Genomic DNA, 22,031 nt, shown 5'->3' on the forward strand with positions numbered 1-22,031 from the left:
GGATAAATTCGGTCAAATATGGTGGAGAGGTGCATTCGGGGCGACGGTACGTGCCGCTCGGGCTGGCCGCGGTCGTGCTGCTGCTCGGGCTGCTCGCGACCGCGGGGGTGAGCGTCGCCCTCGCGCAGAAGGAAGGCCGCTCGGCCGCCCAGGCGATGGACCGGCAGGTCGACCTCGCGCAGGCGGCGGTCGGCGGGGAGGTGCAGCGCTACCTCGACACGATCGACACGATCGCGGCCGCCCTGGGCTCGCACGACGCGCTGACCCCGGCCGCCTTCGACCGGGCCACCGTGCGGGTGCCGGGGGAGAACCTGGCCGGGGCGACCGCCGTGGTCTTCGTGGTGCCCGCGGCCACCGCCGAGGTGCGCGCGGTGCAGGACGCCTGGCGGGCGACCGGGGCGGCGGGCCTGACCCTGCAGCCCGACCCCGGCACCGACCGGCACTACTTCGCCGTCTACGGCCGCCAGCTCGACGGGCGCGCGCCGGCCGCCGGTGGCGCGGATTTCGCGACGGTACCGGAGGTCGCCGACGTCCTGGGCGAGGCCCGCAGTCTCGGCGGGGCCGCGGTGTCCACCGCCGCCGTCGACGCCCGCGACACCGCGCTGCCGCCGGCCCAGCGCCGCCGCACGCTGAACCTGGCCACCCCGGTGCTCGCGGTGGACGGGCGGCTGCGCGGCTTCGTGCTGCTCGGCCTGCGCGGGCCGGACTTCTTCGGCGGCGCGATCGGCTCGGTCCTGCACCCGCGGGTCACCGCGACCCTCTCGGCCGCGCAGGAGGGCGGCGGGCTGCTGCCGATCGCGACCGTGCACCCGACCGCGCCCCCGTCCGACGCGCTGGAGCGGACCCGGGACCTCGACATCGCCCAGCGGCGGTGGCGCCTGGAGGTGGCCGCGGACCCGCACGAGCTGCCGGGCGCCTTCACCGACCGCCCCCTCGTCGCGGCGGCCTCCGGGGTGCTGCTCAGTGTCCTCATCGCCGCGCTCGTGCACGTGCTGGGCTCGCGGCGGGCCAAGGCGCTCGGGCTGGTGCGGGCGGCGACCCGGGACCTGCGCGCGGCCGGGCGGGAGGCCCGCGGCCAGGCCGCCCTGCAGCAGGCGATCCTCACCAGCGTCGGCGAGGGGGTGACCGTCGTCGGCGAGGACGGCCGGGTGCTGCTGCACAACCCGGCGGCCCGGGCGCTGCTCGGCACCGCCGACGACGCCGAGCACCTCGAGGACTGGCCCGCGCACTACGGCGCCTTCCGGCCCGACCGGGTCACCCCGTTCCCGGCGGCCGAGCTGCCCATGGTCCGGGCGCTGGGCGGCATCCCGGTCGACGGGGTGGAGATGGTCATCCGCAACGCGACCCACCCCGACGGCATCCTGGTGAGCGTCAGCGCCCGGCCCCTCGACCGCTCCGGCGGGGGCCCGGGCGGGGCGGTCGCGGTGCTGCACGACATCACGGCGCTGCGGCGCTACGAGACCGAGCTCGCCCAGTTCGCGGCGGTCGTCGCGCACGACCTCAAGAGCCCGCTCACGGCGGTGCACGGGTTCGCGGCGGTCGCGGCCGACGCGCTGGGCGGGGTGCCGCCGCGCACCGAGACGGCCGGGGCGGCGCTGCAGCGGGTCCGGCAGGGCGCGACCCGGATGCGGGACATCATCGACGACCTGCTCGCCTACACCACCGCCCGCGACGCCCCGCTCAACGTGGCCGAGATCGACCTGCGGGCGCTGGTCGAGTCGGTGGTGGCCGAGCGGACCGCGCCCCGCCCCGCGGCGTACCTGTCGCCGGCGGTACCGGATGCCGCTCCGCCCGCGCCGTCGGTGTGGATCGGGCCGCTGCCCGCGGTGCGGGCCGACGCCGGGCTGCTGCGGCTGGTCGTGGACAACCTCGTCGGCAACGCCGTCAAGTACACCCCGGCCGGGGTCGCGCCCCGGGTGGAGATCTGCGCGACCGAGGGGCCGGACGGCGTGCGGCTCGAGGTCGCCGACCGGGGCATCGGCATCCCGGACGAGGAGAAGGGGCGGGTGTTCGAGTCGTTCCGCCGGGCCCGCGCGCTGGACTACGGCGGCACGGGCCTCGGCCTGGCCATCTGCCGGCGGATCGTGGAGCGCCACGGCGGGGCGATCGCGGTGGAGGACAACCCCGGCGGCGGTACCCGCTTCAGCGTGCTGCTGCCGCACCGGACCCCGGGCGGGGAGCCGGACACCGGCGAGGGCTGGGAGCGTCTGCAGCGCCCGGCCGCCGCCGTCCGGGCCGCCAACCATAACGTGAAATGAAGTCTCATTTAGGAACCTTGACATCGAGGCACTCCGATCAAAAGATCTGGCAGGCAAGTTGCCTGACAGACCTTTTCCGGAGGCACCTCGTGAACCACCCCCTCAGGCTGGCCGGCCTGGGCGCCGCGGCGCTGCTCACCGTCGGCACCGTGACGACCGTCGTCGTCATGCAGGGCGCCGACGCCGCCACCGAGACCCTGCTCTCCCAGGGCCGCCCGGCGACGTCCTCGTCGGTGGAGACCTCGTCGCTCGGCGCCGCCCAGGCCTTCGACGGCAACACCGGCACGCGGTGGGCCAGCGCCGAAGGCTCCGACCCGCAGTGGATCCGCGTCGACCTCGGCGCGGCCAAGCGCATCACGCACGTGAACCTGAACTGGGAGGCGGCCTACGGCAAGGCCTACCGCATCGAGACCTCGGCCGACGGCAACGCCTGGACCACCGTCTACAGCACCACCACCGGCGACGGCGGCACCGACGACCTCACCGGCCTGTCGGGCACCGGGCGTTACGTGCGGCTCTTCGGCACGGCCCGCGGCACCCAGTGGGGCTACTCGCTGTGGGAGTTCAAGGTGTACGGCAGCAGCCTCACCGAGGGCACCCCGACCGCCTCGCCGTCGGCGTCGCGCACCGGCGGGCCCTCGGCCTCCGCCTCGCCGTCGGCGTCGCCGTCGCGCAGCGCGTCCGCCAGCGCCTCGCCCACCAGGAGCCCCACCGGCACCCCGGGCAAGGACCTGACCGACCCGCGCAAGAAGGACATCGCGATGCAGCTGGTGTCCTCGGCGGAGAACTCCTCGCTGGACTGGAAGGCGCAGTACAAGTACATCGAGGACATCGGCGACGGGCGCGGCTACACCGCCGGGATCATCGGCTTCTGCTCCGGCACCGGCGACATGCTCGAGCTCGTCGAGCTCTACACCCAGCGGGTGCCCGGCAACGTGCTGGCGAAGTACCTGCCGGCGCTGCGCAGCGTCAACAACAGCGCCTCGCACGCCGGGCTGGACCCGAACTTCACCAAGGACTGGCGCACCGCCGCGGCCGACCCGGCGTTCCAGCAGGCCCAGAACGACGAGCGGGACCTGGTGTACTTCAACCCGTCCGTCAGCCAGGCCAAGGCCGACGGCCTGCGGGCCCTGGGCCAGTTCATCTACTACGACGCGATCGTCATGCACGGCCCCGGCAACAGCTCCGTCAGCTTCGGCGGCATCCGCAAGGCCGCCATGGCCAAGGCCAAGACCCCGGCCCAGGGCGGCGACGAGGCGACCTACCTCAACGCCTTCCTCGACGCGCGGGTCGCGGCGATGAAGACCGAGGAGGCGCACAGCGACACCAGCCGGGTCGACACCGAGCAGCGGGTGTTCCTCAACAACCGCAACTTCGACCTCGACCCGCCGCTGTCGTGGAAGGTGTACGGGGACCCGTACACCATTTCCGCCTAGGGTTTCACGACTGCGGGACCCGGGCGTCGCCGAGGATCGAGGAGATCTCGTCGGCGGCGCCCGGCCGCGCGAACAGGTACCCCTGCCCGAACTCGCATCCGAGATCCTGCAGCGTCGACCACTGCTCGGCGGTCTCGATGCCCTCGGCGACCGTCTGCAGCTGCAGCGCCCGGCCCAGCTGCACGACCGCCTCGGCCAGCGTGGCGTCGCCGCGCTCGGTGTCGATGCCGTCGACGAACGAGCGGTCGATCTTGAGGATGTCGACCGGGAACCGCTTGAGGTACGACAGCGACGAGTACCCGGTGCCGAAGTCGTCGATGGCCAGGCGCACGCCGAGCGCCTTGAGCCGGCCGAGGGTCTCGATGGTGGAGTCGGTGTCCTGCATGAGCAGCGACTCGGTGATCTCCAGGACGATCTGGTGCGGGTCGACGCCGGTCTCGGCCAGGATGCCGGCGACCTCCTCGACCAGCCCCTCGTGCTGGAACTGCCGCGCCGAGAGGTTCACGTTGACCCGGATCCCGGCCGCGGCCGGGAACTGCTCGCACCAGGCGGCCAGCTGCTCGCAGGCCTGACGCAGCACCCAGCGGCCCAGCGGCACGATGAGCCCGGTCGACTCGGCCAGGGGGATGAACGTGTTCGGGCCGACCAGGCCGCGCGCCGGGTGCTCCCAGCGCACCAGGGCCTCGACGCCGATGAGGCGGCTGGTCGGCAGGTCGACGATCGGCTGGTAGTGCACCAGGAACTCGTGGTGGGCCAGGGCGCGCTCGAGCTCGGCGCGGTCCTCGGCCTCGCGCATGATGCCGGCGTACATGGCCGGGTCGAACAGGGCGTAGCGGTCGCGGCCGGCGCCCTTGGCGGCGTACATGGCCAGATCGGCGTTGCGCAGCAGCTCCCCGGGGTCGGGCCCGTCGTCGCCGTCGCCGGCCTTGGCGGTCGCCACGCCGATCGACGCCGAGCAGACGACCTCGCGGTTGCCCAGCCGCAGCGGCCGGCGGATCGCGGCCAGCAGCCGCTCGGTGAGGTCCATCGCCTCGATCTCGGTGATGTCCTCCACGAGGATCGCGAACTCGTCGCCGCCGAGGCGGGCCAGGGTGTCGGCGGCGCGCAGCTGCTGGTGCAGGCGCAGCGCGGTGGTAGCGATGAGCTGGTCGCCGGCGGTGTGCCCGAGGCTGTCGTTGACGAGCTTGAAGTCGTCGAGGTCGACCAGGAACAGGGTGATCCGGCCGCCGCCGCGCCGGTTGCGGGCGATGGCGTGCTCGAGCCGGTCGCGGAACAGAGCCCGGTTCGGCATCCCGGTCAGCGAGTCGGCGAACGCCTGCCGGGTCAGCTCCTCCTCCAGCTCCTTGCGGCCGGTGATGTCGCGGATGCTGATGACCGCGGCGAAGAGCGGCGCCTCGGCGGTCCGGTTGGTGCCGATGACCTCGACCCAGATCCAGGCCCCGTCGGCCCGGCGCACGCGGGACTCGGCCCGGGCGGTGTAGCCGGGCCCGCCGCCGATGACCCGCTGCCACCACTCCTGGGACACGGGCAGGTAGTCGGGGTGGGTGATGTCGGAGAGCAGATCGCTGGTCACGAACGCGGTGTCGTAGCCGAGCACGGTGCGCACCGACGGGCTCGCGTAGGTCACCCCGCGGCCGTCGCCGCGGATCGCCAGCACCGCGTCGGACGAGGCCTCCAGCAGCGCCTCGATCTTGTTCTCCGCGCGGCGCCGGGCCCGGTCCATCCGGCTGCGGTTGCTCGCGGTCTGGGCGCAGAACCAGGTGACGCCGAGCATGAGCGAGACGGTCAGCGCGGCCAGGGTGGGCCCGACGGGCCGGTCCCGGGTGATGACCAGGGCCAGGTACCCGGCGATGCTGAGCGTGCCGAGCCCGATCACGGAGCCCTTGTCGGCCAGCGCGGCCGTCGAGGCCAGCACGAGCATGACGCCGGCCGGGTAGATCGCCAGCGCGGCGGTGTCGTAGGCGGTGAACCCCAGCAGCAGCACCAGGTTGGCCAGCCACCACCCGACGAGCGCCCGGGGCAGCCAGGGGGCCTGGATGTACCGCCGCCACGGCAGCATCGCCAGCCCCGCCTGTCCCAGCGCGGCCACGAGCATGGCGGCCACGATCCACGGCCCGCCGTGCCAGTCCAGCCGGACGCGCACGGCGCCGATCAGGATGACCCCGACGCCGACCCACGTGCCCAGCCTGACCTGGCGGGCCCGGTAGTCGATCTCGTGCTGCTCGAGCGCGCTGTCCGGCATGGCCACACCGATCGGTGCGCGAGCGGCGTTTCTGAGTGCGGTTCTGGTGCAGTATGGGGTGCCGGGCCGGTGGCTACCGCAGCCGGTCGCGCACGAGCGGCCACGCGTCCAGGGGCGCGAGCCGCACCGGGGGCTCGTCCTCGCCGTCCGCGCCGGCGACCACCGCGACGAGCGCGCCGCCGTCGCGGGAGAACCTGATGCCGGTCTCCTCGCCCCAGATGGTCGCGCTGCCGCCCGCCGGCAGCAGCGGCAGGTACGCGCCCGCGAAGACGGCGGGGGACTGCCGGCCCGTCGGCGGCTCGAACGGGCCGGACCAGCCGGTCCGGTCGACGTGGGCCGCGCGCTCGCCCGCCGGGAGCGGGTGCGGGGGCGCGGCCGCGAGCGCGCCGGCCCGGCGCACCTGCCAGGCCATCTTCACCTCGATGCGGATCGCCGGGTCGCCGCTCCAGGCCACCGCGAGCCCCTCGTCGGCGAGCGCGTCGGCGATCTCCCGGCCGGCCGCCGCGGTGGCCTCGCCGTCCTCCGCGCGGGCCCCGTAGGCGATCGACAGGCGCCGCTGGCGACGCAGGAGCTCTCGTCCTGCTCGTGGTAGAAGGCGAAGCCGCGGGCGCCGGGCCGGTCGCGCAGGATCGCCCGGATCTCGTGCCCGCCGTCGGTCAGGGTCTGCGTGAACGACGCGCGGGCCACGATCCCGGCGGCGTCGAGGCGGGCGAAGGCGGTCGTGAGGCGGTCGTTGTCGGTGACGGCCGGCCAGGTCGCCGCGTCCGCGCGGTGCTCGGCGAACGCCTCGGCGACGAGCGCCCACGCCGCGGCCGGGTCGCCGCCGCCCGCCACGACCTCGCGCACGATCTCCACCGCGGTGCGCCGCCCGCGCGCGACCTCGTGGCGGATGTACCGCCGCAGGTATTCGTCCACGGCGGCAGGGTAGCGGCGATCCGTCGCAACCGGCGTCGCGTTCACGACTGCACGACGGGCAACTGTCCGTCTCGATAGGCTTCCGCTCATGGATCTGTGGCGTTTGGGTGCCGGCGCGCTGGCCGCCGTGCTGTCGGCCGGTCCGTTGCCGCTGCTGGAGCCGTCCGGGTCCGCCGCCGCCGACACGACCGCCGCGGTGCCGTGCCCCTACACGTCCATCGCCACCATCCCGCCCACCCCGCCCTCACCCGAGCGGGACCCGGCCGCGCCCGTCGTCGGCGGCGCGCAGCTGGCCACGAAGGGCCTGGCCGTGCCGCCCGGCGCCCCCGCCCCGCCGGTCACCTCGGCGATGGCGTGGGTGGTCGCCGACCTCGACACCGGCGAGGTGCTCGGGGCCTGCGCCCCGCACCTGCGCCGCCGTCCGGCCAGCGTCCAGAAGCTGCTGCTCGCCGCGACGGTCCTGCCCAAGCTCGACCCGAACCAGGTCGTCGAGGCGACCCCGGCCGACCTCGACCTGCCCGGCGACAGCTCCCTGGTCGGCATCATCGCCGGGGGCCGGTACCCGGTCTCCACGCTGTGGTACGGCCTGCTGCTGCAGTCCGGCAACGACGCCGCGAACGCCCTCGCCCGGGTCGGGGGCGGCGAGGGCGGCGTCCCGGCGACGATCGCGGCCATGAACGCCGAGGCGCACCGGCTCGGCGCCGACGACACGCACGCGGTCACCCCGTCGGGACTGGACGCCCCCGAGCAGTACACGAGCGCCTACGACCTGGCCCTCATCGCCCGGGAGAACCTGGACCGGGCGGCGTTCCTGCAGTACGACAGCGCCCTGACCTTCCAGTGGCCGGCCCAGCCGCCGAAGGACCCGAAGGGCTTCCAGATCCAGAACGAGAACAAGCTGCTGACCGAGTATCCGGGCGGGATCGGCGGCAAGACCGGCTTCACCGACGAGGCCCGGCACACGTACGTCGGCGCCGCCAAGCGCGGCGACCGGCGGCTCGTCGTCACGATCATGGGTGCCGAGATCGTGCCCGCCCGCGCCTGGAAGCAGGGCACGACGCTGCTGGACTGGGGCTTCACCCGGCCCGCCGGCGCCTCGGTCGGGCACCTGGTCACGCCCGAGGAGGCGGCCCGGCTGCACGCCCCGCCGCCGTCGCCCGCCGCCGCGGCCGCGGCCGCCCGGGGCACAGCGGGCGCGCAGGCTCCGGCGGCCGGCCGCTCGCTCTCGTTCAGCGTCGTGGCCCTGGCCGTGCTGGTGGTGCTGTTCGCGGCCGGCACCGTCGTGATGCTCCGCCGCGCCCGCCGGATCCGGACCTGAACCGCCGGTAGAACTGCCGTCGTGATCCCCGCGGCGGAACCCCTAGGTGGCGCCCGGTACCGCGGTACTACGGGCCCGGCGGAGATCGGGACCGCAGTACTGGGGATCGGGGCCTCGGCGAACCTAGCGTTCACGGTGAGAACGCGGGAGCTCCGAGGGGGAGACGATGATCGAGGCGCGGCAACTGACGAAGCGGTACGGCGACAAGACGGCCGTCGACGGCGTGACCTTCACGGTCCGGCCGGGCGCGGTCACGGGCTTCCTCGGGCCGAACGGCGCCGGCAAGTCCACGACGATGCGCATGATCATCGGGCTGGACGCCCCGACGAGCGGCTCGGTGACCGTGAACGGCAGGCGGTACGCGCGGCACGCGGCGCCGCTGCACGAGGTCGGCGCGCTGCTCGAGGCGCGGTCGATCCACCCGGGCCGGTCCGCGTTCGACCACCTGATGGCGCTTGCCCACACGCACGGCATCCCGCGCCGCCGGGTGACCGAGCTGATCGAGCTGACCGGGCTGCAGCCGGTGGCCCGCAAGCGCGCCGGGGCCTTCTCCCTCGGCATGGGGCAGCGCCTCGGCATCGCCGCCGCGCTGCTCGGCGACCCGCAGACGATCATGCTCGACGAGCCGGTCAACGGGCTCGACCCCGAGGGCGTGCTGTGGATTCGCAACCTGCTCACCGACCTCGCGGCCGCCGGGCGCACCGTGTTCGTCTCCTCGCACCTGATGAGCGAGATGGCGCTGGTCGCCGACCACCTCATCGTGGTCGGCCGCGGGCGGGTGCTGGCCGACACCACCGTGCAGGAGCTGGTCCGCACCGCCGGCGGTGACACCGTCGTCGTCGCCACCGCCGACCCGGAACAGCTGCGCCGGGTCCTGTCCGGTCCCGGCGTCGAGATCACCGGCCGGCCCGGCTCGGAGCAGCTGAGCGTGACCGGCATGTCGCCGCGGGCCATCGGGCTCGCCGCCGCCGAGCACGGCATCGCCCTGTTCGAGCTCACCGCGAAGGCGGTCTCGCTCGAGGAGGCCTTCATGGAACTGACCAAGGACGCCGTCGAGTACCACGCCACGACCACCCCTGCGAGGGCAGCCGCATGAGCATCGCCACCGAGACCCGCCCGAGCGCCGCCGTGCCGGCGCGCACCGCCGGCCCGGCCCGCAAGGTGACCGGCGCCCGGGTGCTGCGCTCGGAGTGGTACAAGCAGTGGTCACTGCGCTCGACCTGGATCACGCTCGGGCTCGGCCTGCTGTTCCTGCTCGCGTTCGGGACGATCGCGTCGCTGCGGTACAAGTCGATGACCGGCTCCGGTCAGCAGATGGACCCGGACTTCGCCGATGCCACGACGTACAGCCTCGCCCTGTTCGGCACGACGTTCGCGACGATCGCGCTCGGGGTCCTCGGGGTGCTCTCGACGTCCGGCGAGTACACGACCGGCATGATCCGCTCCACGCTCGCCGCCGTCCCGCGCCGCCTGCCGGTGCTGTGGTCCAAGGCCGCCGTGTACGGCGTCGTCGCCTTCGCCGTCGGCGCGGCCGGTGCGTTCGGGGCCTTCCTGATCAGCAGCGGCGTGCTGTCCGGCACCGCCAAGGCCATGGGCATCTCGGCCGACGGGGTCGTGACGGGCCTGCTCGGCGCGGCGGTCTACCTCGGCCTGGTCGGCGTCATCGGGGTGGCGCTCGGCGCGCTGCTGCGCTCCACGGCCGGCGGCATCTCGGCGTTCGTCGGCCTGTTCCTGCTGGTGCCCGGCCTGATGATGCTGCTGCCGAAGTCCTGGCGGGCGGACATCACGCCGTACCTGCCCGGCAACGCCGGCGAGTCGATCTTCGCCCTGCACCACGTCACCGGGACGCTCACCGCCGGCAACGGGCTGCTGGTGCTGCTCGGCTGGACCGCGCTGGCCCTGGCCGGTGCCGCGATCCGGCTGGTCCGCTCGGACGCCTGAGCGGATGCCCAGGGCCGCCGTCCGGGGGCCGCGCCGTGCACGTGCACGGCGCGGCCCCCGGTGCCGCGGGGAGAGGATGGGTACGTGAGCGCCGAGGACACCGCCTGGCTGTTCCGTGCCGGGCAGCGGGTGCGGCAGTGGGACGCCCGGCACCCGTGGGCGCTGGACACCGCCGTCGTGCTCGTGGTCTTCCTGGTGTTCTGCGTGCCCGATCTCGTCCCGGGCCGGGAACATCGCGACTCGCCGCTGATCCTCACGCAACGGCCGGTGCCGCAGATGCTGCTGCTGCAGGGCGCGCTGCTGGTGCCGCTGTGGTGGCGCCGCCGGGCCCCGCTGCTCGCGTGCTACGCCGTCGCGGCGGTCTTCATCGCCGAGTGGGCCGCCGGCGTCATGCTGCGCGCCGACGTCGCACTGCTCGTCGCCGTCTACAGCCTCGTGCTGCACGGCCGGCTGAGCCGGCTGCCGTGGGCGGTGCCCGCGCTGCTGGTCGCCTCCGCGCTGGTGGTCGTGCGCGTCTCCGGCGTCCTGTCGGCGTGGGACGTGCTGTTCTTCGTCGCCAGCGTCGGGACCGCGGCCGTCGCGCTCGGGTTCGCGGTGCGGGTCCGCCGCGCCCAGCTCGCCGCGCTGCGCGACCGCGCGGTGCAGCTGGAGATCGAACGCGACCAGCGCAGCCGCCTGGCCGCCGCGACCGAGCGCACCCGGGTGGCCCGCGAGATGCACGACGTCCTCGGCCACAGCCTGTCGGTCATCATCACCCTCGCCGACGGCGGCGCCTACGCCGCGGACGTCGCGCCCGAGCGCGGGAAGGAGGCGCTGCGGCTCATCGGCGACACCGGCCGCCGCTCGCTGGGGGAGCTGCGCCGCATGCTGGGCGTCCTGCGCGAGCAGGCGGACGGGCTCAGCCCGCAGCCCGGCATCGCCGACCTCGAGCCGCTGTGCCGGCGCGTCCGCGCGGCCGGGCCGGAGGTCGAGTACCAGAGCGGCGGCGAGCTGGAGGCGCTGGATCTCGGCGTACAGCTGGCGGCCTATCGCATCGTGCAGGAAGCCCTCACGAACACGCTCAAGCACGCCGGCCCCGGCACGCGGGTCCGCCTGGCGCTGCGCGTCGAGGGTGCCAGGCTGCGGATCGTCGTGCGCGACACCGGCCCGCCCGGCGGCGCGGACCGCACGGCCCGGCCCGGCGAGCAGGGGCACGGCCTGATCGGCATGCGCGAGCGCGCGGCACTCTACGGCGGGTCCGTCACCGCCGGCCCGGACCCCGGCGGAGGATGGAGCGTGGTGGCCGACCTCGACCTGACCCCGCCGCCCGCACCCGGAGGCGACCCCGCATGATCACCGTCCTCATCGTGGACGACCAGCCCCTGCAGCGGCTGGGCTTCCGCATGCTGCTGGAGAGCAACCCGGACACGGAGGTCCTCGGCGAGGCCCAGAACGGCGCGGATGCCGTACGGCGGGCCGCCGAGCTGCACCCGGACGTCATCCTGATGGACGTGCGGATGCCCGGCATGGACGGCATCGAGGCGACCCGCCGCATCGTCGAGTCCGGCGGGCGCTCGCACATCCTGATGCTCACGACGTTCGACCTGGACGAGTACGTGCACGCCGCCCTGCGCGCCGGTGCCAGCGGCTTCCTGCTCAAGGACGCCCACCCCGAGGAGCTGCTGGCCGGCATCCGTGCGGTCGCGGGCGGCGACGCGGTGATCGCGCCCGCCCTCACCCGCCGGCTGCTGGACGCGTTCGCCCACCACCTCGGCGGCGCGGCCCGCCCGGCGCCGGACCCGCGCCTGGACACGCTGACGGACCGCGAACGCGAGATCCTGGTCGCGATCGGCAACGGCTGTACCAACGGCGAGATCGCCGAGCGCCTGGTCCTGGCCGAGTCGACGGTGAAGAACCACGTCGGCCGGGTGCTGGCCAAGATCGGCGCGCGCGACCGCGTGCAGGCGGTCATCATCGCGTACGACCTGGGCCTCACCCGGCCGCACTGAACCGCCTCAGCGGCAGGCCTCCCGGGCGGCCTGGATGTGCCCGCTGAGCGCGTCGCCGAGCCGCGCCGCCCTCGCGGTCCGCTCGCCCCGGTCGCCCTGGGTGTCGAGCCGGACGTCGAGCAGCGCGTCCGTGTCGTCGGCGATGCCGACGAGCGCCGCCCGCAGCTTCGGGTGCAGGAAGAGGCCGTCCGCGAAGGCGCGGTTGTGCGCGTCCTCCCGCCGCTGCCGGTCGATCTCGCCCGCGTCGATCGGCAGGTCGAGGAAGGCGGCCCCCTGCTCCGCCGTGGCGTGCGCCGGGCCGCTGCCGCCCAGCTCGCCCACCACGACGGTGATCACGCCGCAGGCCTGGGCCTTCTGCCGATGCTCCCGCATGACGGTCTTGCCGGCGCCGATCAGCCCTAGCTCGGCCCGGCCCCGCCCGACCTGAGCGTTTCGCCGGATCCCGGTGCCGGCACGCGGGCAGCTGTTGGCAGGGTGCCAAGAAGCGTAGAGTGCCGGTCATGGGCTACCCGCCGGAGCCGTGGTCGCTGTGCGGCCGGATGACCGTGTCGGTGTGGGCGATCCCGGTCGCCGAGGTGCCCGCGCTGCCGGCCGAGCTCCGCCGGGCCGTGCGGATCGTGCGGGCCGGGTCGCGGGCGCTCGTCGGCGCGGCGTGGGTGGACTACCGGCCCGGCGGCGACCTGAGCTACCGGGAGCTGCTGGCCGCCGTGCTCGTGCGGGCCGGGCTGCGGACCCGGGTGACGATCTCGCACATCTGGGTCGACAGCGCCGACTCCCGCGACGGCGGGCGCGAGCTCTGGGGGATTCCCAAGGACCTCGCGGCGCTGGAGATCACCCACGCGCGGGCCGCGGCGGCGTCGATCGCCTCGGCCGAGATCGCCGCCGCGCGGCCGCGCTTGCGGCTGCCGATCCGGTTCCGGTGCACGCAGGCGTTGCACGGGCGGCCCAAGACGACGCCGGTCCGGGCCACGGCCAAGTGCGGGACGGCGAAGGTCGTGTGGGACTTCGAGCGGGGCGGCCCGCTGGGGTTCCTCGCCGGGCGCAGGCCGCTGCTCTCGCTGGTCGCCGACGACTTCCGGATGTCGTTCGGGGCCGCGGCTCAGCGGTAGTCGGAGCGCGCCAGGCGGGCGGTCCGGGCGCGGTACTCCGAGGCCATCCCCGGCCAGTTGGTCACCACGCGGCCGGCGGCGGTGCGGTACCAGCTCGTGCAGCCCGCCCACACGCTCCCGCCCAGGCGGCGCCGCATCTCGGCGTCGAAGGCCGCCGCGACGTCGGCGCGCACCTCCAGGGGGCCGGACTCGGCCACCGCCCGGACCGCCTGGACGATGTAGCGGGCCTGGGACTCGTGGAAGTACACGACGGAGGTGTTGCCGGTGTTCGTGTTCGGGCCGTACATGAGGAACAGGTTCGGGAAGCCCGGTACCGTGATCCCCAGGTGGGCGTAGGCGCCGTCGCGCCACTCGTCCTCCAGGCGGCGGCCGTCGCGCCCGGTCACGGCCAGCGGGGCCAGGAACTCGGTCGCCGCGAAGCCCGTCGCGTAGACGAGCAGGTCGCAGTCGTACGCCGAGCCGTCCGCCGTGCGCACGCCGGCGCTCGTGACCTGGACGATGTCGTGCGTCACGAGGTCCACGTGCGCGCGGCGCAGCGTGCGGAACCAGTCGCCGGTGAACAGGACCCGCTTGCACCCCATCGCGTAGTCCGGCGTCACCCCCGGCCCCAGCCGGCGGGCCTGGAGCAGGCGCTGGGCCCGCGAGACGGCGCGCACGAAGCGGCGGGCGATCGGGCGGCCGGTCATCGCGCGCCCGGTGACCACGGTCAGCAGCCAGGTGCCGGCCCGGGCCGCGCGCATGAGCGGCGGGACACGGCGGTTCAGGGTCCTGCGGATGCGGCCGTACCGCCGGTTCGGCTTCGGCAGCGTCCAGGGCGCGGAGCGCTGGAACACCGTGACCCGCGCCGCCCGGTCCGCGATCGCGGGCACGAGCTGGACGGCGCTCGCGCCGGTGCCGATGACCCCGACGCGCCGGCCGGTGACGTCGATCGCCGGGTCCCAGGCCGCGGTGTGCACGGCGCGCCCGGCGAACCCCTCCGCGCCGGGCAGCGCGGGCACGACCGGCCGCGAGAGCTGGCCCGTTGCCGGGATCAGGATGTCGTACTCCGCGGTGCTCTGCAGCCCCGTGGCCTGATCGGCGAGCGTGAGGCGCCACGCGGTGCCGGTCCAGGCCGCGGCCGTGACGGCGGTGCCGAGGCGCAGATGCGGCCGCAGCCCGAAGTCGTCGGCGCACGTCCGCAGGTACCGCAGGATCTCGGCGTGCGGCGGGAACCGCTGCGACCAGTCGGGGTTGAGCGCGAAGGAGTACGAGTACAGCGGCGCGGGGATGTCGCACGCGCAGCCGGGGTAGGTGTTGTCGCGCCAGACCCCGCCGACCTCCGCCGCCCGCTCGTAGATCGTCACGTCGCCGAACCCGGCCCGGCGCAGCAGATGCGCGACCGCGATCCCCCCGAACCCGGCCCCGGCCACGGCGATCCGCGTCACGAGGGCCCCCGCGGGAACACCTCGCGGACGAGGGTGATGAGCGTGGTCGCGAGCATCGTGTGGACCTGCTCGCGGGTCAGGGCGCCGCGCTCGAGCCACTCGCGGGCGGTCGCCTTGGCCAGGCCGCAGTACGCGCGGATCATCGCCCGGCGCTCGTCGCGGTGCCCGTCCTCGCCGGCCAGGCCGATCGCGACCAGGATGCTGTCCGCCGCGACCTCGTCGGCCTCGGCCAGGACCCGGCGCACGTCGGGGTCGCCGGCGTCGACCGCGGCCAGCCAGGAGGCGCTGTGCCGCGCGACGACGTCCAGGAACCAGGTGACGCTGGCGTCGACCCGGGTCGCCAGGCCGCCCGCGGGCAGCTGCTCCACGGCGACCGGCGGGATGGTGACGAGCACCCGCACGGCCTCGACGTAGAGGTCCCGCTTGGTGCCGAAGTAGTGGTTGATCAGCCCGCGGGCCACGCCGGCCGCCTCGGCGATGCCGGTCGTCGACACCTCGGCGTAGGGGCGCTCGCCGAAGAGCCGCACCGCGCACGACAGGATCTGCGCGCGCCGCTGGTCGGGCTCGAGGCGGCGCCCGCGCTCGGTGATGGTCCCGGTCACGCGGCCGTCCCCAGCGCCGGATCGCGGGCCGCCACGGCGTCCACGCGGACATAGGGCGCGCCCAGCGGCGGGCGCGGGTCCGGGTCGCCGTGGTTCGGCCACAGGGACAGGGCCCGCTCGGCGAGCGCGGTGATGGTCAGCGACGGGTTCACGCCGAGGTTCGCGGTCACCGCGGCGCCGTCGACCACGTGGAGCCCGGGGTGGCCGAAGACGCGATGGTACGGGTCGATGACGCCGTGCTCCGGGTCCGCCCCGATCGCGGCCCCGCCGATGAAGTGCCCCGTCACCGGCCGGCCGGCGAGCTCGGTCACGGAGCCGAGCGCCACGCCGTCGATCTTCCCGGCCACGCGCCGGGCGACGTCGTGGGCGACCGGGAGGTACACGGGATTCGGCTCCCCGATCCCGCGCCGGCTCGTCAGGCGCCGCCCGCCGAGGGGGCCGCGGCGGGGGCCGACGGTGATCGAGTTGTCCTTGGGCTGCATGGCGAGCAGCACGATCGTCTGCTGCGACCACCGGCGCGGCCAGAACAGCCGCGGCCAGTCCCGCCAACCGGCCAGCGTCCGGCCGAGCCCCGCCAGCCAGCGCGGGGTCCGGCCGGTGTCGCCGACGAGGACGGCGGCCATGAGCCCGAGCAGGTTGCTGCCCGGGCCGTAGCGCACCGGCTCGATGTGCGTGTCGGCGTCCGGGTGGATCGAGGACGTGATCGCCACCCCGTCGGTGAAGTCGGCGTCGCGGCGGCGGGAGCGCGGGCCCAGGATCGACTCGGAGTTGGTCCGGCTCAGCTCGCCGAGGCGGGGCGAGAGGTTCGGCAGGTCGCCCCGCCGCCGGGCGTGGTGCAGGATCCGCTGGGTGCCGAGCGCGCCCGCGGCCAGGATCACCTCGCGCGCGGTGAACGTGCGGGCGCGCCGGCGCAGCTTGCCGCCGGTGCGCACGGCGTGCACGGTGTAGCCGCCGCCGGGGCGGGGCGTCACCCGGGTCACGGTGGTGCGCTCGTGGACCTCGGCGCCGGCGCGCTCGGCGAGGTACAGGTAGTTCTTCACCGTCGTGTTCTTCGCCCCGACGCGGCAGCCGGTCATGCAGCAGCCGCAGAACGTGCAGGTGGTGCGCGCGGGGCCGGCGCCGCCGAAGTACGGGTCGGGCACCGTCTCGCCCGGGCGCTCGCCGAAGAGCACGCCGACGGGGGTGCGGCGGTAGGTGTGCGCCACGCCGAGGTCCTCGGCCACGGAGCGCAGCACCTCGTCGGCGGCGGTGGTGCGCGGGTTCTCGGCCACCCCGAGCATGCGCGAGGCCGTGTCGTAGTGCCCGCCGAGCTCGGCCTTCCAGTCCGTGATCCCGGCCCACTGCGGGTCGGCGAAGAAGACGTCCGGCGGCCGGTACAGCGTGTTGGCGTAGCCCAGCGAACCCCCGCCGACGCCGGCCCCGGACAGCACGAGCACGTCCGGCAGCAGCGTCATGCGCAGGATGCCGTAGCAGCCGGCGGCGGGGGCGAACAGATAGTCGCGCAGCCGCCAGCTCGTCTTCGCGAAGTCCGCGTCGGCGAAGCGGCGGCCGGTCTCGAGCACGCCGACGCGGTAGCCCTTCTCGGTCAGCCGCAGCGCGCTCACGCTGCCGCCGAACCCGGATCCCACGACGATGACGTCGTACTCCATGCGAGCCACCTTGAGCCCTTGTTGTCGGGCTGTCAACAAGTACGATACGCGGGTATGGCGCCGCTGGTCCTCCTGCACGGCCTGGGCAGCCGCCGCCAGGTGTGGGACCCGCTGCGGCCCGCTCTGCCGGCGCGCCTCGCCGACGTGCGCGCGCTCGACCTGCCCGGCTTCGGCGCGGCCCCGGCCACCGGTGCCGCCTCGGTGCCCGCGCTCGCCGACTGGGTCCTCGCGGCCGTGCCGCCGCCCTTCCACGTCGCCGGCAGCTCGATGGGCGGGGGTGTGGCGCTCGAGCTCGGCCGGCGCGGGGCGGCGCTGTCGGTGACGGCCTTCGCGCCGATCGGCTTCTGGGGCCCGGTCTCGCGGCGCTGGTGCCAGGCCTCGGTCACCGCGGCGCGGGCCTGCGCCCGCTCGTGCGGCCCGGCGCTGCCCCGGCTCGCGTCGACGGCGGCGGGGCGGGCCGCGCTGTTCGGGCTGTTCTTCGGTCACCCCACCCGGGTCGATCCGGTCGCGGGGGTGGCCGACGCGCGGGCCCTCGCGGCGGCGCCCGGCTTCGCGGCGGCCCGGGACGCCTTCGCGGGGCACCGGTTCGGCGACGCCGGGGCGCTCGCCGACATCCCGGTGACCGTCGTGTGGGGGTCGCGGGACCTGATCCTGCCCGCGTTCCAGGCGCGCCGCGCCGCGCGGCTGCTGCCGGGCGCCCGGCACATACGGCTGCGGGGCTGCGGCCACCTGCCGTTCAACGACGACCCGCGTGCGTGCGCCGAGCTGATCGCCGCCACGGCGTAGCGCTTTGTTCTTGCCACCGCGGAGGCCGGGATGTCTGGCGGGAGCGACGGTCCGCAGGTGACGCGGGCCCGAGCCATGATGCTCTTCCGCGTTTGCCCTTGACGCATTCCCTTATCGGCATATGATTGACGCATGGCACGAGCGGCTACCACCACGGACGCGTTCAACGCCGTCGCCGAGCTGCGGCGGCGGCAGATCCTCGACCTGCTCGCACAGGGCGAGCGGCCGGTCGGCGACTTCGTGGACCTGCTCGGCCTCGCGCAGCCCCAGGTGTCCAAGCACCTGCGCGTGCTGCGCGAGGTCGATCTGGTGCGGGTGCGCGAGGTGGGCCGGCAGCGGGTCTACCGGCTCAACCCCGGGCCGCTCAAGCCGCTCTACGAGTGGCTCGCGACCTACGAGCGGCGCTGGAACGAACGATTCGACAGCATGGACGACGTGCTGGACGACCTCAAGGCGAAGGAGACCGACTGATGGCGACGACGACCAGGGGCACGGCGAAGGTCACGCTCCCGACCGACCTGCAGATCCTCATCACCCGTGAGTTCAACGCGCCCAAGGCGCTCGTGTGGCGGGCCTACACCGAGCCCGAGCTCGTGAAGCGCTGGTGGGGCGCGGGGATGGGCGAGATGCAGTCGGCCGAGATCGACCTGCGCGTCGGCGGCACGTGGCGGTACGTGCAGGTCGTTCCCGGGGGTGGCGAGGTCGCGTTCCACGGGGTGTACCGCGAGATCGAGGCCCCCGACCGGCTGGTGAACACCGAGGTCTTCGAGGGCCTGCCCGACCCCGACGCGCACACCGGGCTCATCACGGTCACGCTCGCCGAGTCCGGCGGGCGGACGCTGCTGGAGATGCGCTGCGAATACGGCGACCAGGAGACCCGCGACGCGATCATCGCCTCGGGCATGGAGGTCGGGATGCAGCGCTCCCTCGACAGCCTGGAGTCGGTCGCGGTGGAGCTCTAGGTTCCCAGCAGCGGCGGCAGGGCGAACAGCATGACCGTCGACCACGTCACGTGGGTGAGGATCGGGGCCAGGATGCCGCCGGACGCGCGGCGCTGCAGGCCCAGCACGGTGCCGAGCACCGCGGCGGCGAAGACCAGCATCGGGTTGGCCGTCGCGATCGTGGCGAGGGCGTAGACGACGGTCGAGATCAGCACCGGGTGGCGGCGGCCGATCGCGGCGAACAGGGCGCCGCGGAAGAAGACCTCCTCGGCCAGGCCGTTGAGCAGGGTGACCGCGGTGATCGGGACGATCGCGCCGTAGCGGGCGTGGTCGAGCACCTCGCCGGTGAAGGCGCGCAGCGGCGGGATGTGCGCCACGATCAGCGCGCCGGCCACGAACACGCCCCCGACGAGCAGGCCCGTCGCGATCGGGGTCAGCACGGGGCGGCGCAGCTGGTCGCGGTAGAGGATGCGGCCCAGGTGCAGGGGGCCGGACAGCAGGCTGCCCGCCACCCAGGTCGCGGCGACCGCGAGCGTCGTGGCGTAGAACAGCGGGTCGCCGGGGCGGATCGTCAGCGACCAGCCGAGCAGCGCCGCGCCCACGACCAGGGTCACCGCGACCACGATCCGGCGGCGGCGGAAGGCCGCGTCCGGCTCGTCGTGGGTGCGCGGCACGCGGTCGACGAACGCGGCCCGGGCGAGGTCGCGCAGTGCCCTCACGAGCCGCTCACGCCCAGCTCCGCGCGGACCTCCTCGACCCGCCGGCGGGCCAGCGAGGCGGCCTGCGCGGCCTCGGCGGCGGCGGTCGCGGTCCGCTGCGCCTCCTGCCCGGTCACGTCCGCCTCGCGCTCGGCCAGGGCCAGCCGCACCGCGTCCTCGTAGCCCAGCGCCGGCCCGGGCAACAGCTCCGCGATCGGGTGCTCGCGCACCACCGTCTCGGCGCTGAGGGAGTCCACGAGGGTGCGCGCGGTCGGGATGTCCACGTCGGTGACCAGCGACAGCCACATCGACGACAGTCGCGGGGTGAGCAGCGGGACGGTGACGTTCGGCAGGAACTTGCCGCGGATCGCCGCCACCCGCTGCAGCATGTCGGCGAAGCTGAGCACGTCCGGGCCGCCCACCTCGAAGACGCGGCCGCGCGCCGCCTCGCTGTCCGCGACGCCGGCGAGGTAGCGCAGCATGTCCGGCAGCGCGACGGGCTGGGTGCGGGTGGTGACCCACTGCGGCGTGATCAGCGCCGGCAGGTGCTCGACGAGCTGGCGGGTGATCTCCCACGAGATGCCGCCGTGCCCGACGATGACCGCCGCCCGCAGCGTCGTCACCGGCACCGGACCCGCCTGCAGGATCCGCTCGACCTCGCGCCGCGAGCGCAGGTGCTCGGAGAGCGCGTCGCCGTCGGCGCCGAGGCCGCCGAGGTAGACGATCCGCTCCAGGCGCGCCTCGGCGGCCGCGGCGGCGAAGTGGCGCGCGGCGGCGGCGTCGCGCTCGACGAAGTCGTCCAGCCCGAGGGAGTGCACCAGGTAGTAGGCGACGTCCACGCCCTCGAGCGCGGCCCGCAGGCTCGCCGGGTCGGTGACGTCGCCGGCGACGGGCTCGCCCTCGCCGGTGTACTGCCCCGGCCGGCGCGTCATCGCGCGCACCCGGTGCCCCCCGGCGAGCAGCCGCGGGACGAGTCGCGACCCGACGAACCCGGAGGCGCCGGTCACCAGGACGGTCAAGGTCATGTCTTCTCTGATACCACGGCGGCGGAACGTTCATGCCCCCCGGCGCCCGGGCGCACCGGCGGACCGTCCCGGGCGTTGCGCGACGGCGGCGACTCGGCTATGTTAGCGCTCACATTCACGGCGTTCCATCCGTACCGCCACACGGAATGAGGTCGAGAAACCATGCGCAAGGCCCTCCTCGGGGCCGCCTTCGCCGGTGCGCTCGTTGTGAGCGCTCTCGTCGGGGTCGGCACCTCTCAGGCGGCGACGTCGCAGCCCTGCGACATCTACGCCGCCGGCGGCACGCCCTGCGTCGCCGCGCACAGCACCACCCGGGCGCTCTACGGCACCTACAGCGGCCCGCTCTACCAGGTCCGGCGGGCGTCGGACAACGCCACCCAGGACATCGCGCCGGTCGCCGCGGGCAGCTACGCCAACGCGGCCGCCCAGGACAGCTTCTGTGCGAACACGTCCTGCGTGATCACGATCATCTACGACCAGACCGGCCGCAACAACCGGCTCACCCAGGCCCCGCCCGGCGGGTTCAACGGCCCGGCGGCCGGGGGCTACGACAACCTCGCCAACGCCACCGCGGCGCCCGTGACGATCGGCGGGCACAAGGTGTACGGCGTGTTCGTCGCCCCGGGCACCGGCTACCGCAACAACAACACCAACGGCATCGCGACCGGCGACCAGCCCGAGGGCATGTACGCCATCTTCGACGGCACGCACTACAACGGCGGCTGCTGCTTCGACTACGGCAACGCCGAGCGCAACAGCCGGGACAACGGCAACGGCACCATGGAGGCCATCTACTTCGGCAACATCAAGGTCTGGGGCTACGGCACCGGCAACGGCCCGTGGATCATGGCCGACCTCGAGAACGGGCTGTTCTCGGGCGTGAACCCCGGGTACAACAGCAACGACCCGAGCATCGCCAACCGGTTCGTGACCGCGATCGTCAAGGGCGAGCCGAACCACTGGTCGATCCGCGGCGCCAACGCGCAGTCCGGCGGCCTGTCGACCTTCTACAACGGGGCCCGGCCGAACGCGTCCGGCTACAACCCGATGAAGAAGGAGGGCGCGATCATCCTGGGCATCGGCGGCGACAACAGCAACAGCTCCGCCGGCACCTTCTACGAGGGCGTCATGACCTCGGGCTACCCGAGCGACGCCACCGAGAACTCGGTCCAGGCCAACATCGTCGCCGCGAACTACAACACCTCCGGGCAGGGCAGCGGCACCACGCTCACGCCGGGCCAGTCGATCTCGCTGCGGGCGACGACGGCGTGCTGCACCACGCGGTACATCAGCCACTCCGGCGGCACCGTGAACACGGCGGTGGTGAGCGCGTCGAGCGCGGCCACGGACAAGGCCAACGCCTCCTGGATCGTGCGCGCCGGGCTCGGCAACAGCTCCTGCTACTCGTTCGAGTCCAAGAACACCGGCGGGCAGTACCTGCGGCACCAGAACTACCAGATCTCGTTGCAGGCCAACGACGGCAGCGCCCTGTTCGCCCAGGACGCGACCTTCTGCTCCGAGGCCGGCAAGAACGGGCAGGGCAACGCGTTGCGGTCGCTCAACTTCTCCGACCGGTACATCCGCCACTACAACAACCTGCTCTACATCGCGAGCAACGGCGGCTCGAACGCGTGGGACGCCGCGGCGCTGTGGTCCGACGACGTGAGCTGGGTCGTCACCGCACCCTGGACCCCCTGAG

General features: G+C 74.4%; 19 protein-coding genes and 1 pseudogene. 12 read left to right on the forward strand and 8 right to left on the reverse strand.

Annotated elements, in window-relative coordinates:
• Nucleotides 1-29: 29 nt before the first annotated feature.
• Both AC6JBM_RS08760 and AC6JBM_RS08765 read left to right on the forward strand, forming a co-directional pair.
• Nucleotides 30-2,258, forward strand: a complete 2,229-nt coding sequence (locus AC6JBM_RS08760; protein ID WP_497983087.1) for a sensor histidine kinase — start codon at nt 30-32, stop codon at nt 2,256-2,258.
• An 89-nt stretch (nt 2,259-2,347) separates the two neighbouring features.
• Nucleotides 2,348-3,694, forward strand: a complete 1,347-nt coding sequence (locus AC6JBM_RS08765) for a chitosanase (protein ID WP_497983088.1) — start codon at nt 2,348-2,350, stop codon at nt 3,692-3,694.
• A 4-nt stretch (nt 3,695-3,698) separates the two neighbouring features.
• Here the strand turns inward: AC6JBM_RS08765 and AC6JBM_RS08770 are convergent, their stop codons facing one another.
• Together AC6JBM_RS08770 and AC6JBM_RS08775 are read right to left on the reverse strand one after the other, a co-directional pair.
• A complete protein-coding gene (locus AC6JBM_RS08770; protein ID WP_497983089.1) occupies nt 3,699-5,936 on the reverse strand; it encodes a putative bifunctional diguanylate cyclase/phosphodiesterase in 2,238 nt (745 codons plus the stop codon).
• 73 nt (nt 5,937-6,009) lie between these two features.
• Nucleotides 6,010-6,941: pseudogene (locus AC6JBM_RS08775) on the reverse strand (DUF6891 domain-containing protein).
• Here AC6JBM_RS08775 and AC6JBM_RS08780 point away from each other — a divergent pair.
• The 5 genes from AC6JBM_RS08780 to AC6JBM_RS08800 all read left to right on the forward strand — a co-directional run bounded on the left by AC6JBM_RS08780 (nt 6,940) and on the right by AC6JBM_RS08800 (nt 12,098).
• Nucleotides 6,940-8,169, forward strand: a complete 1,230-nt coding sequence (locus tag AC6JBM_RS08780) for a D-alanyl-D-alanine carboxypeptidase family protein (RefSeq protein ID WP_497983090.1) — start codon at nt 6,940-6,942, stop codon at nt 8,167-8,169. The pseudogene AC6JBM_RS08775 and the gene AC6JBM_RS08780 sit on opposite strands and share 2 nt — an antisense overlap.
• Before the next feature lie 166 nt (nt 8,170-8,335).
• Nucleotides 8,336-9,265 carry an ABC transporter ATP-binding protein gene (locus AC6JBM_RS08785; RefSeq protein ID WP_497983091.1) on the forward strand — a complete coding sequence of 310 codons (930 nt, stop codon included), beginning with the start codon at nt 8,336-8,338 and terminating at the stop codon, nt 9,263-9,265.
• Nucleotides 9,262-10,110: an ABC-2 transporter permease family protein gene (locus tag AC6JBM_RS08790; protein WP_497983092.1), complete on the forward strand. Its 849-nt coding sequence runs from the start codon at nt 9,262-9,264 to the stop codon at nt 10,108-10,110. Before AC6JBM_RS08785 ends, AC6JBM_RS08790 begins: the two co-directional genes overlap by 4 nt.
• Nucleotides 10,111-10,194: 84 nt before the next feature.
• Nucleotides 10,195-11,442, forward strand: coding sequence for a sensor histidine kinase (locus tag AC6JBM_RS08795; protein ID WP_497983093.1), 1,248 nt, complete (start codon nt 10,195-10,197; stop codon nt 11,440-11,442).
• A complete protein-coding gene (locus AC6JBM_RS08800) occupies nt 11,439-12,098 on the forward strand; it encodes a response regulator (RefSeq protein WP_497983094.1) in 660 nt (219 codons plus the stop codon). The genes AC6JBM_RS08795 and AC6JBM_RS08800 overlap by 4 nt, the downstream gene beginning before the upstream one ends.
• A gap of 6 nt (nt 12,099-12,104) precedes the next feature.
• Here AC6JBM_RS08800 and AC6JBM_RS08805 read toward each other — a convergent pair whose 3' ends face one another.
• Nucleotides 12,105-12,470: a hypothetical protein gene (locus tag AC6JBM_RS08805; RefSeq protein ID WP_497983095.1), complete on the reverse strand. Its 366-nt coding sequence runs from the start codon at nt 12,468-12,470 to the stop codon at nt 12,105-12,107.
• Between the two features lie 128 nt (nt 12,471-12,598).
• Between AC6JBM_RS08805 and AC6JBM_RS08810 the strand changes: the two genes are divergently transcribed.
• Nucleotides 12,599-13,207, forward strand: a complete 609-nt coding sequence (locus AC6JBM_RS08810) for an acetoacetate decarboxylase family protein (protein WP_497983096.1) — start codon at nt 12,599-12,601, stop codon at nt 13,205-13,207.
• Here AC6JBM_RS08810 and AC6JBM_RS08815 read toward each other — a convergent pair.
• Genes AC6JBM_RS08815 through AC6JBM_RS08825 form a run of 3 tightly spaced genes read right to left on the reverse strand, consistent with a single transcriptional unit; the run spans nt 13,198 to nt 16,882 of the window.
• Entirely contained in the window at nt 13,198-14,631 is a 1,434-nt protein-coding gene (locus AC6JBM_RS08815) for a flavin-containing monooxygenase (protein WP_497983097.1), read from the reverse strand. The genes AC6JBM_RS08810 and AC6JBM_RS08815 overlap by 10 nt on opposite strands.
• Nucleotides 14,628-15,233 (reverse strand): TetR/AcrR family transcriptional regulator, encoded by a 606-nt coding sequence (locus tag AC6JBM_RS08820; RefSeq protein ID WP_497983098.1) that lies wholly within the window; start codon nt 15,231-15,233, stop codon nt 14,628-14,630. Before AC6JBM_RS08820 ends, AC6JBM_RS08815 begins: the two co-directional genes overlap by 4 nt.
• Nucleotides 15,230-16,882, reverse strand: a complete 1,653-nt coding sequence (locus tag AC6JBM_RS08825) for a GMC family oxidoreductase N-terminal domain-containing protein (RefSeq protein ID WP_497983099.1) — start codon at nt 16,880-16,882, stop codon at nt 15,230-15,232. The genes AC6JBM_RS08820 and AC6JBM_RS08825 overlap by 4 nt, the downstream gene beginning before the upstream one ends.
• A 54-nt stretch (nt 16,883-16,936) precedes the next feature.
• On the opposite strand from AC6JBM_RS08825, the gene AC6JBM_RS08830 reads away from it, so the two are divergent.
• The 3 genes from AC6JBM_RS08830 (at nt 16,937) to AC6JBM_RS08840 (ending at nt 18,630) form a co-directional block, all read left to right on the forward strand.
• Nucleotides 16,937-17,668, forward strand: coding sequence for an alpha/beta fold hydrolase (locus tag AC6JBM_RS08830; protein ID WP_497983100.1), 732 nt, complete (start codon nt 16,937-16,939; stop codon nt 17,666-17,668).
• 132 nt (nt 17,669-17,800) lie between these two features.
• Entirely contained in the window at nt 17,801-18,139 is a 339-nt protein-coding gene (locus AC6JBM_RS08835) for an ArsR/SmtB family transcription factor (RefSeq protein ID WP_350622506.1), read from the forward strand.
• A complete protein-coding gene (locus AC6JBM_RS08840; protein ID WP_497983101.1) occupies nt 18,139-18,630 on the forward strand; it encodes an SRPBCC family protein in 492 nt (163 codons plus the stop codon). Before AC6JBM_RS08835 ends, AC6JBM_RS08840 begins: the two co-directional genes overlap by 1 nt.
• On the opposite strand, the gene AC6JBM_RS08845 is transcribed toward AC6JBM_RS08840, so the two are convergent.
• Nucleotides 18,627-19,328: a CPBP family intramembrane glutamic endopeptidase gene (locus AC6JBM_RS08845; protein WP_497983102.1), complete on the reverse strand. Its 702-nt coding sequence runs from the start codon at nt 19,326-19,328 to the stop codon at nt 18,627-18,629. The genes AC6JBM_RS08840 and AC6JBM_RS08845 overlap by 4 nt on opposite strands.
• Nucleotides 19,325-20,332, reverse strand: a complete 1,008-nt coding sequence (locus tag AC6JBM_RS08850; RefSeq protein WP_497983103.1) for an NAD(P)H-binding protein — start codon at nt 20,330-20,332, stop codon at nt 19,325-19,327. Before AC6JBM_RS08850 ends, AC6JBM_RS08845 begins: the two co-directional genes overlap by 4 nt.
• 162 nt (nt 20,333-20,494) lie before the next feature.
• Between AC6JBM_RS08850 and AC6JBM_RS08855 the strand changes: the two genes are divergently transcribed.
• Complete coding sequence (locus AC6JBM_RS08855; RefSeq protein WP_497983104.1) at nt 20,495-22,030, forward strand: alpha-L-arabinofuranosidase B; 1,536 nt, start codon at nt 20,495-20,497, stop codon at nt 22,028-22,030.
• The last annotated feature ends 1 nt before the right edge of the window (nt 22,031 follow it).

It is taken from the genome of Dactylosporangium thailandense (genome assembly GCF_059739745.1).

Coding starts and splice junctions, on each gene's coding strand:
- AC6JBM_RS08840 (WP_497983101.1), top strand. CDS start 18,139: ATGGCGACGACGACCAGGGGCACGGCGAAGGTCACGCTCCCGACCGAC.
- AC6JBM_RS08800 (WP_497983094.1), top strand. CDS start 11,439: ATGATCACCGTCCTCATCGTGGACGACCAGCCCCTGCAGCGGCTGGGC.
- AC6JBM_RS08780 (WP_497983090.1), top strand. CDS start 6,940: ATGGATCTGTGGCGTTTGGGTGCCGGCGCGCTGGCCGCCGTGCTGTCG.
- AC6JBM_RS08785 (WP_497983091.1), top strand. CDS start 8,336: ATGATCGAGGCGCGGCAACTGACGAAGCGGTACGGCGACAAGACGGCC.
- AC6JBM_RS08790 (WP_497983092.1), top strand. CDS start 9,262: ATGAGCATCGCCACCGAGACCCGCCCGAGCGCCGCCGTGCCGGCGCGC.
- AC6JBM_RS08770 (WP_497983089.1), bottom strand. CDS start 5,936: ATGCCGGACAGCGCGCTCGAGCAGCACGAGATCGACTACCGGGCCCGC.
- AC6JBM_RS08855 (WP_497983104.1), top strand. CDS start 20,495: ATGCGCAAGGCCCTCCTCGGGGCCGCCTTCGCCGGTGCGCTCGTTGTG.
- AC6JBM_RS08835 (WP_350622506.1), top strand. CDS start 17,801: ATGGCACGAGCGGCTACCACCACGGACGCGTTCAACGCCGTCGCCGAG.
- AC6JBM_RS08830 (WP_497983100.1), top strand. CDS start 16,937: ATGGCGCCGCTGGTCCTCCTGCACGGCCTGGGCAGCCGCCGCCAGGTG.
- AC6JBM_RS08825 (WP_497983099.1), bottom strand. CDS start 16,882: ATGGAGTACGACGTCATCGTCGTGGGATCCGGGTTCGGCGGCAGCGTG.
- AC6JBM_RS08805 (WP_497983095.1), bottom strand. CDS start 12,470: ATGCGGGAGCATCGGCAGAAGGCCCAGGCCTGCGGCGTGATCACCGTC.
- AC6JBM_RS08810 (WP_497983096.1), top strand. CDS start 12,599: ATGGGCTACCCGCCGGAGCCGTGGTCGCTGTGCGGCCGGATGACCGTG.
- AC6JBM_RS08850 (WP_497983103.1), bottom strand. CDS start 20,332: ATGACCTTGACCGTCCTGGTGACCGGCGCCTCCGGGTTCGTCGGGTCG.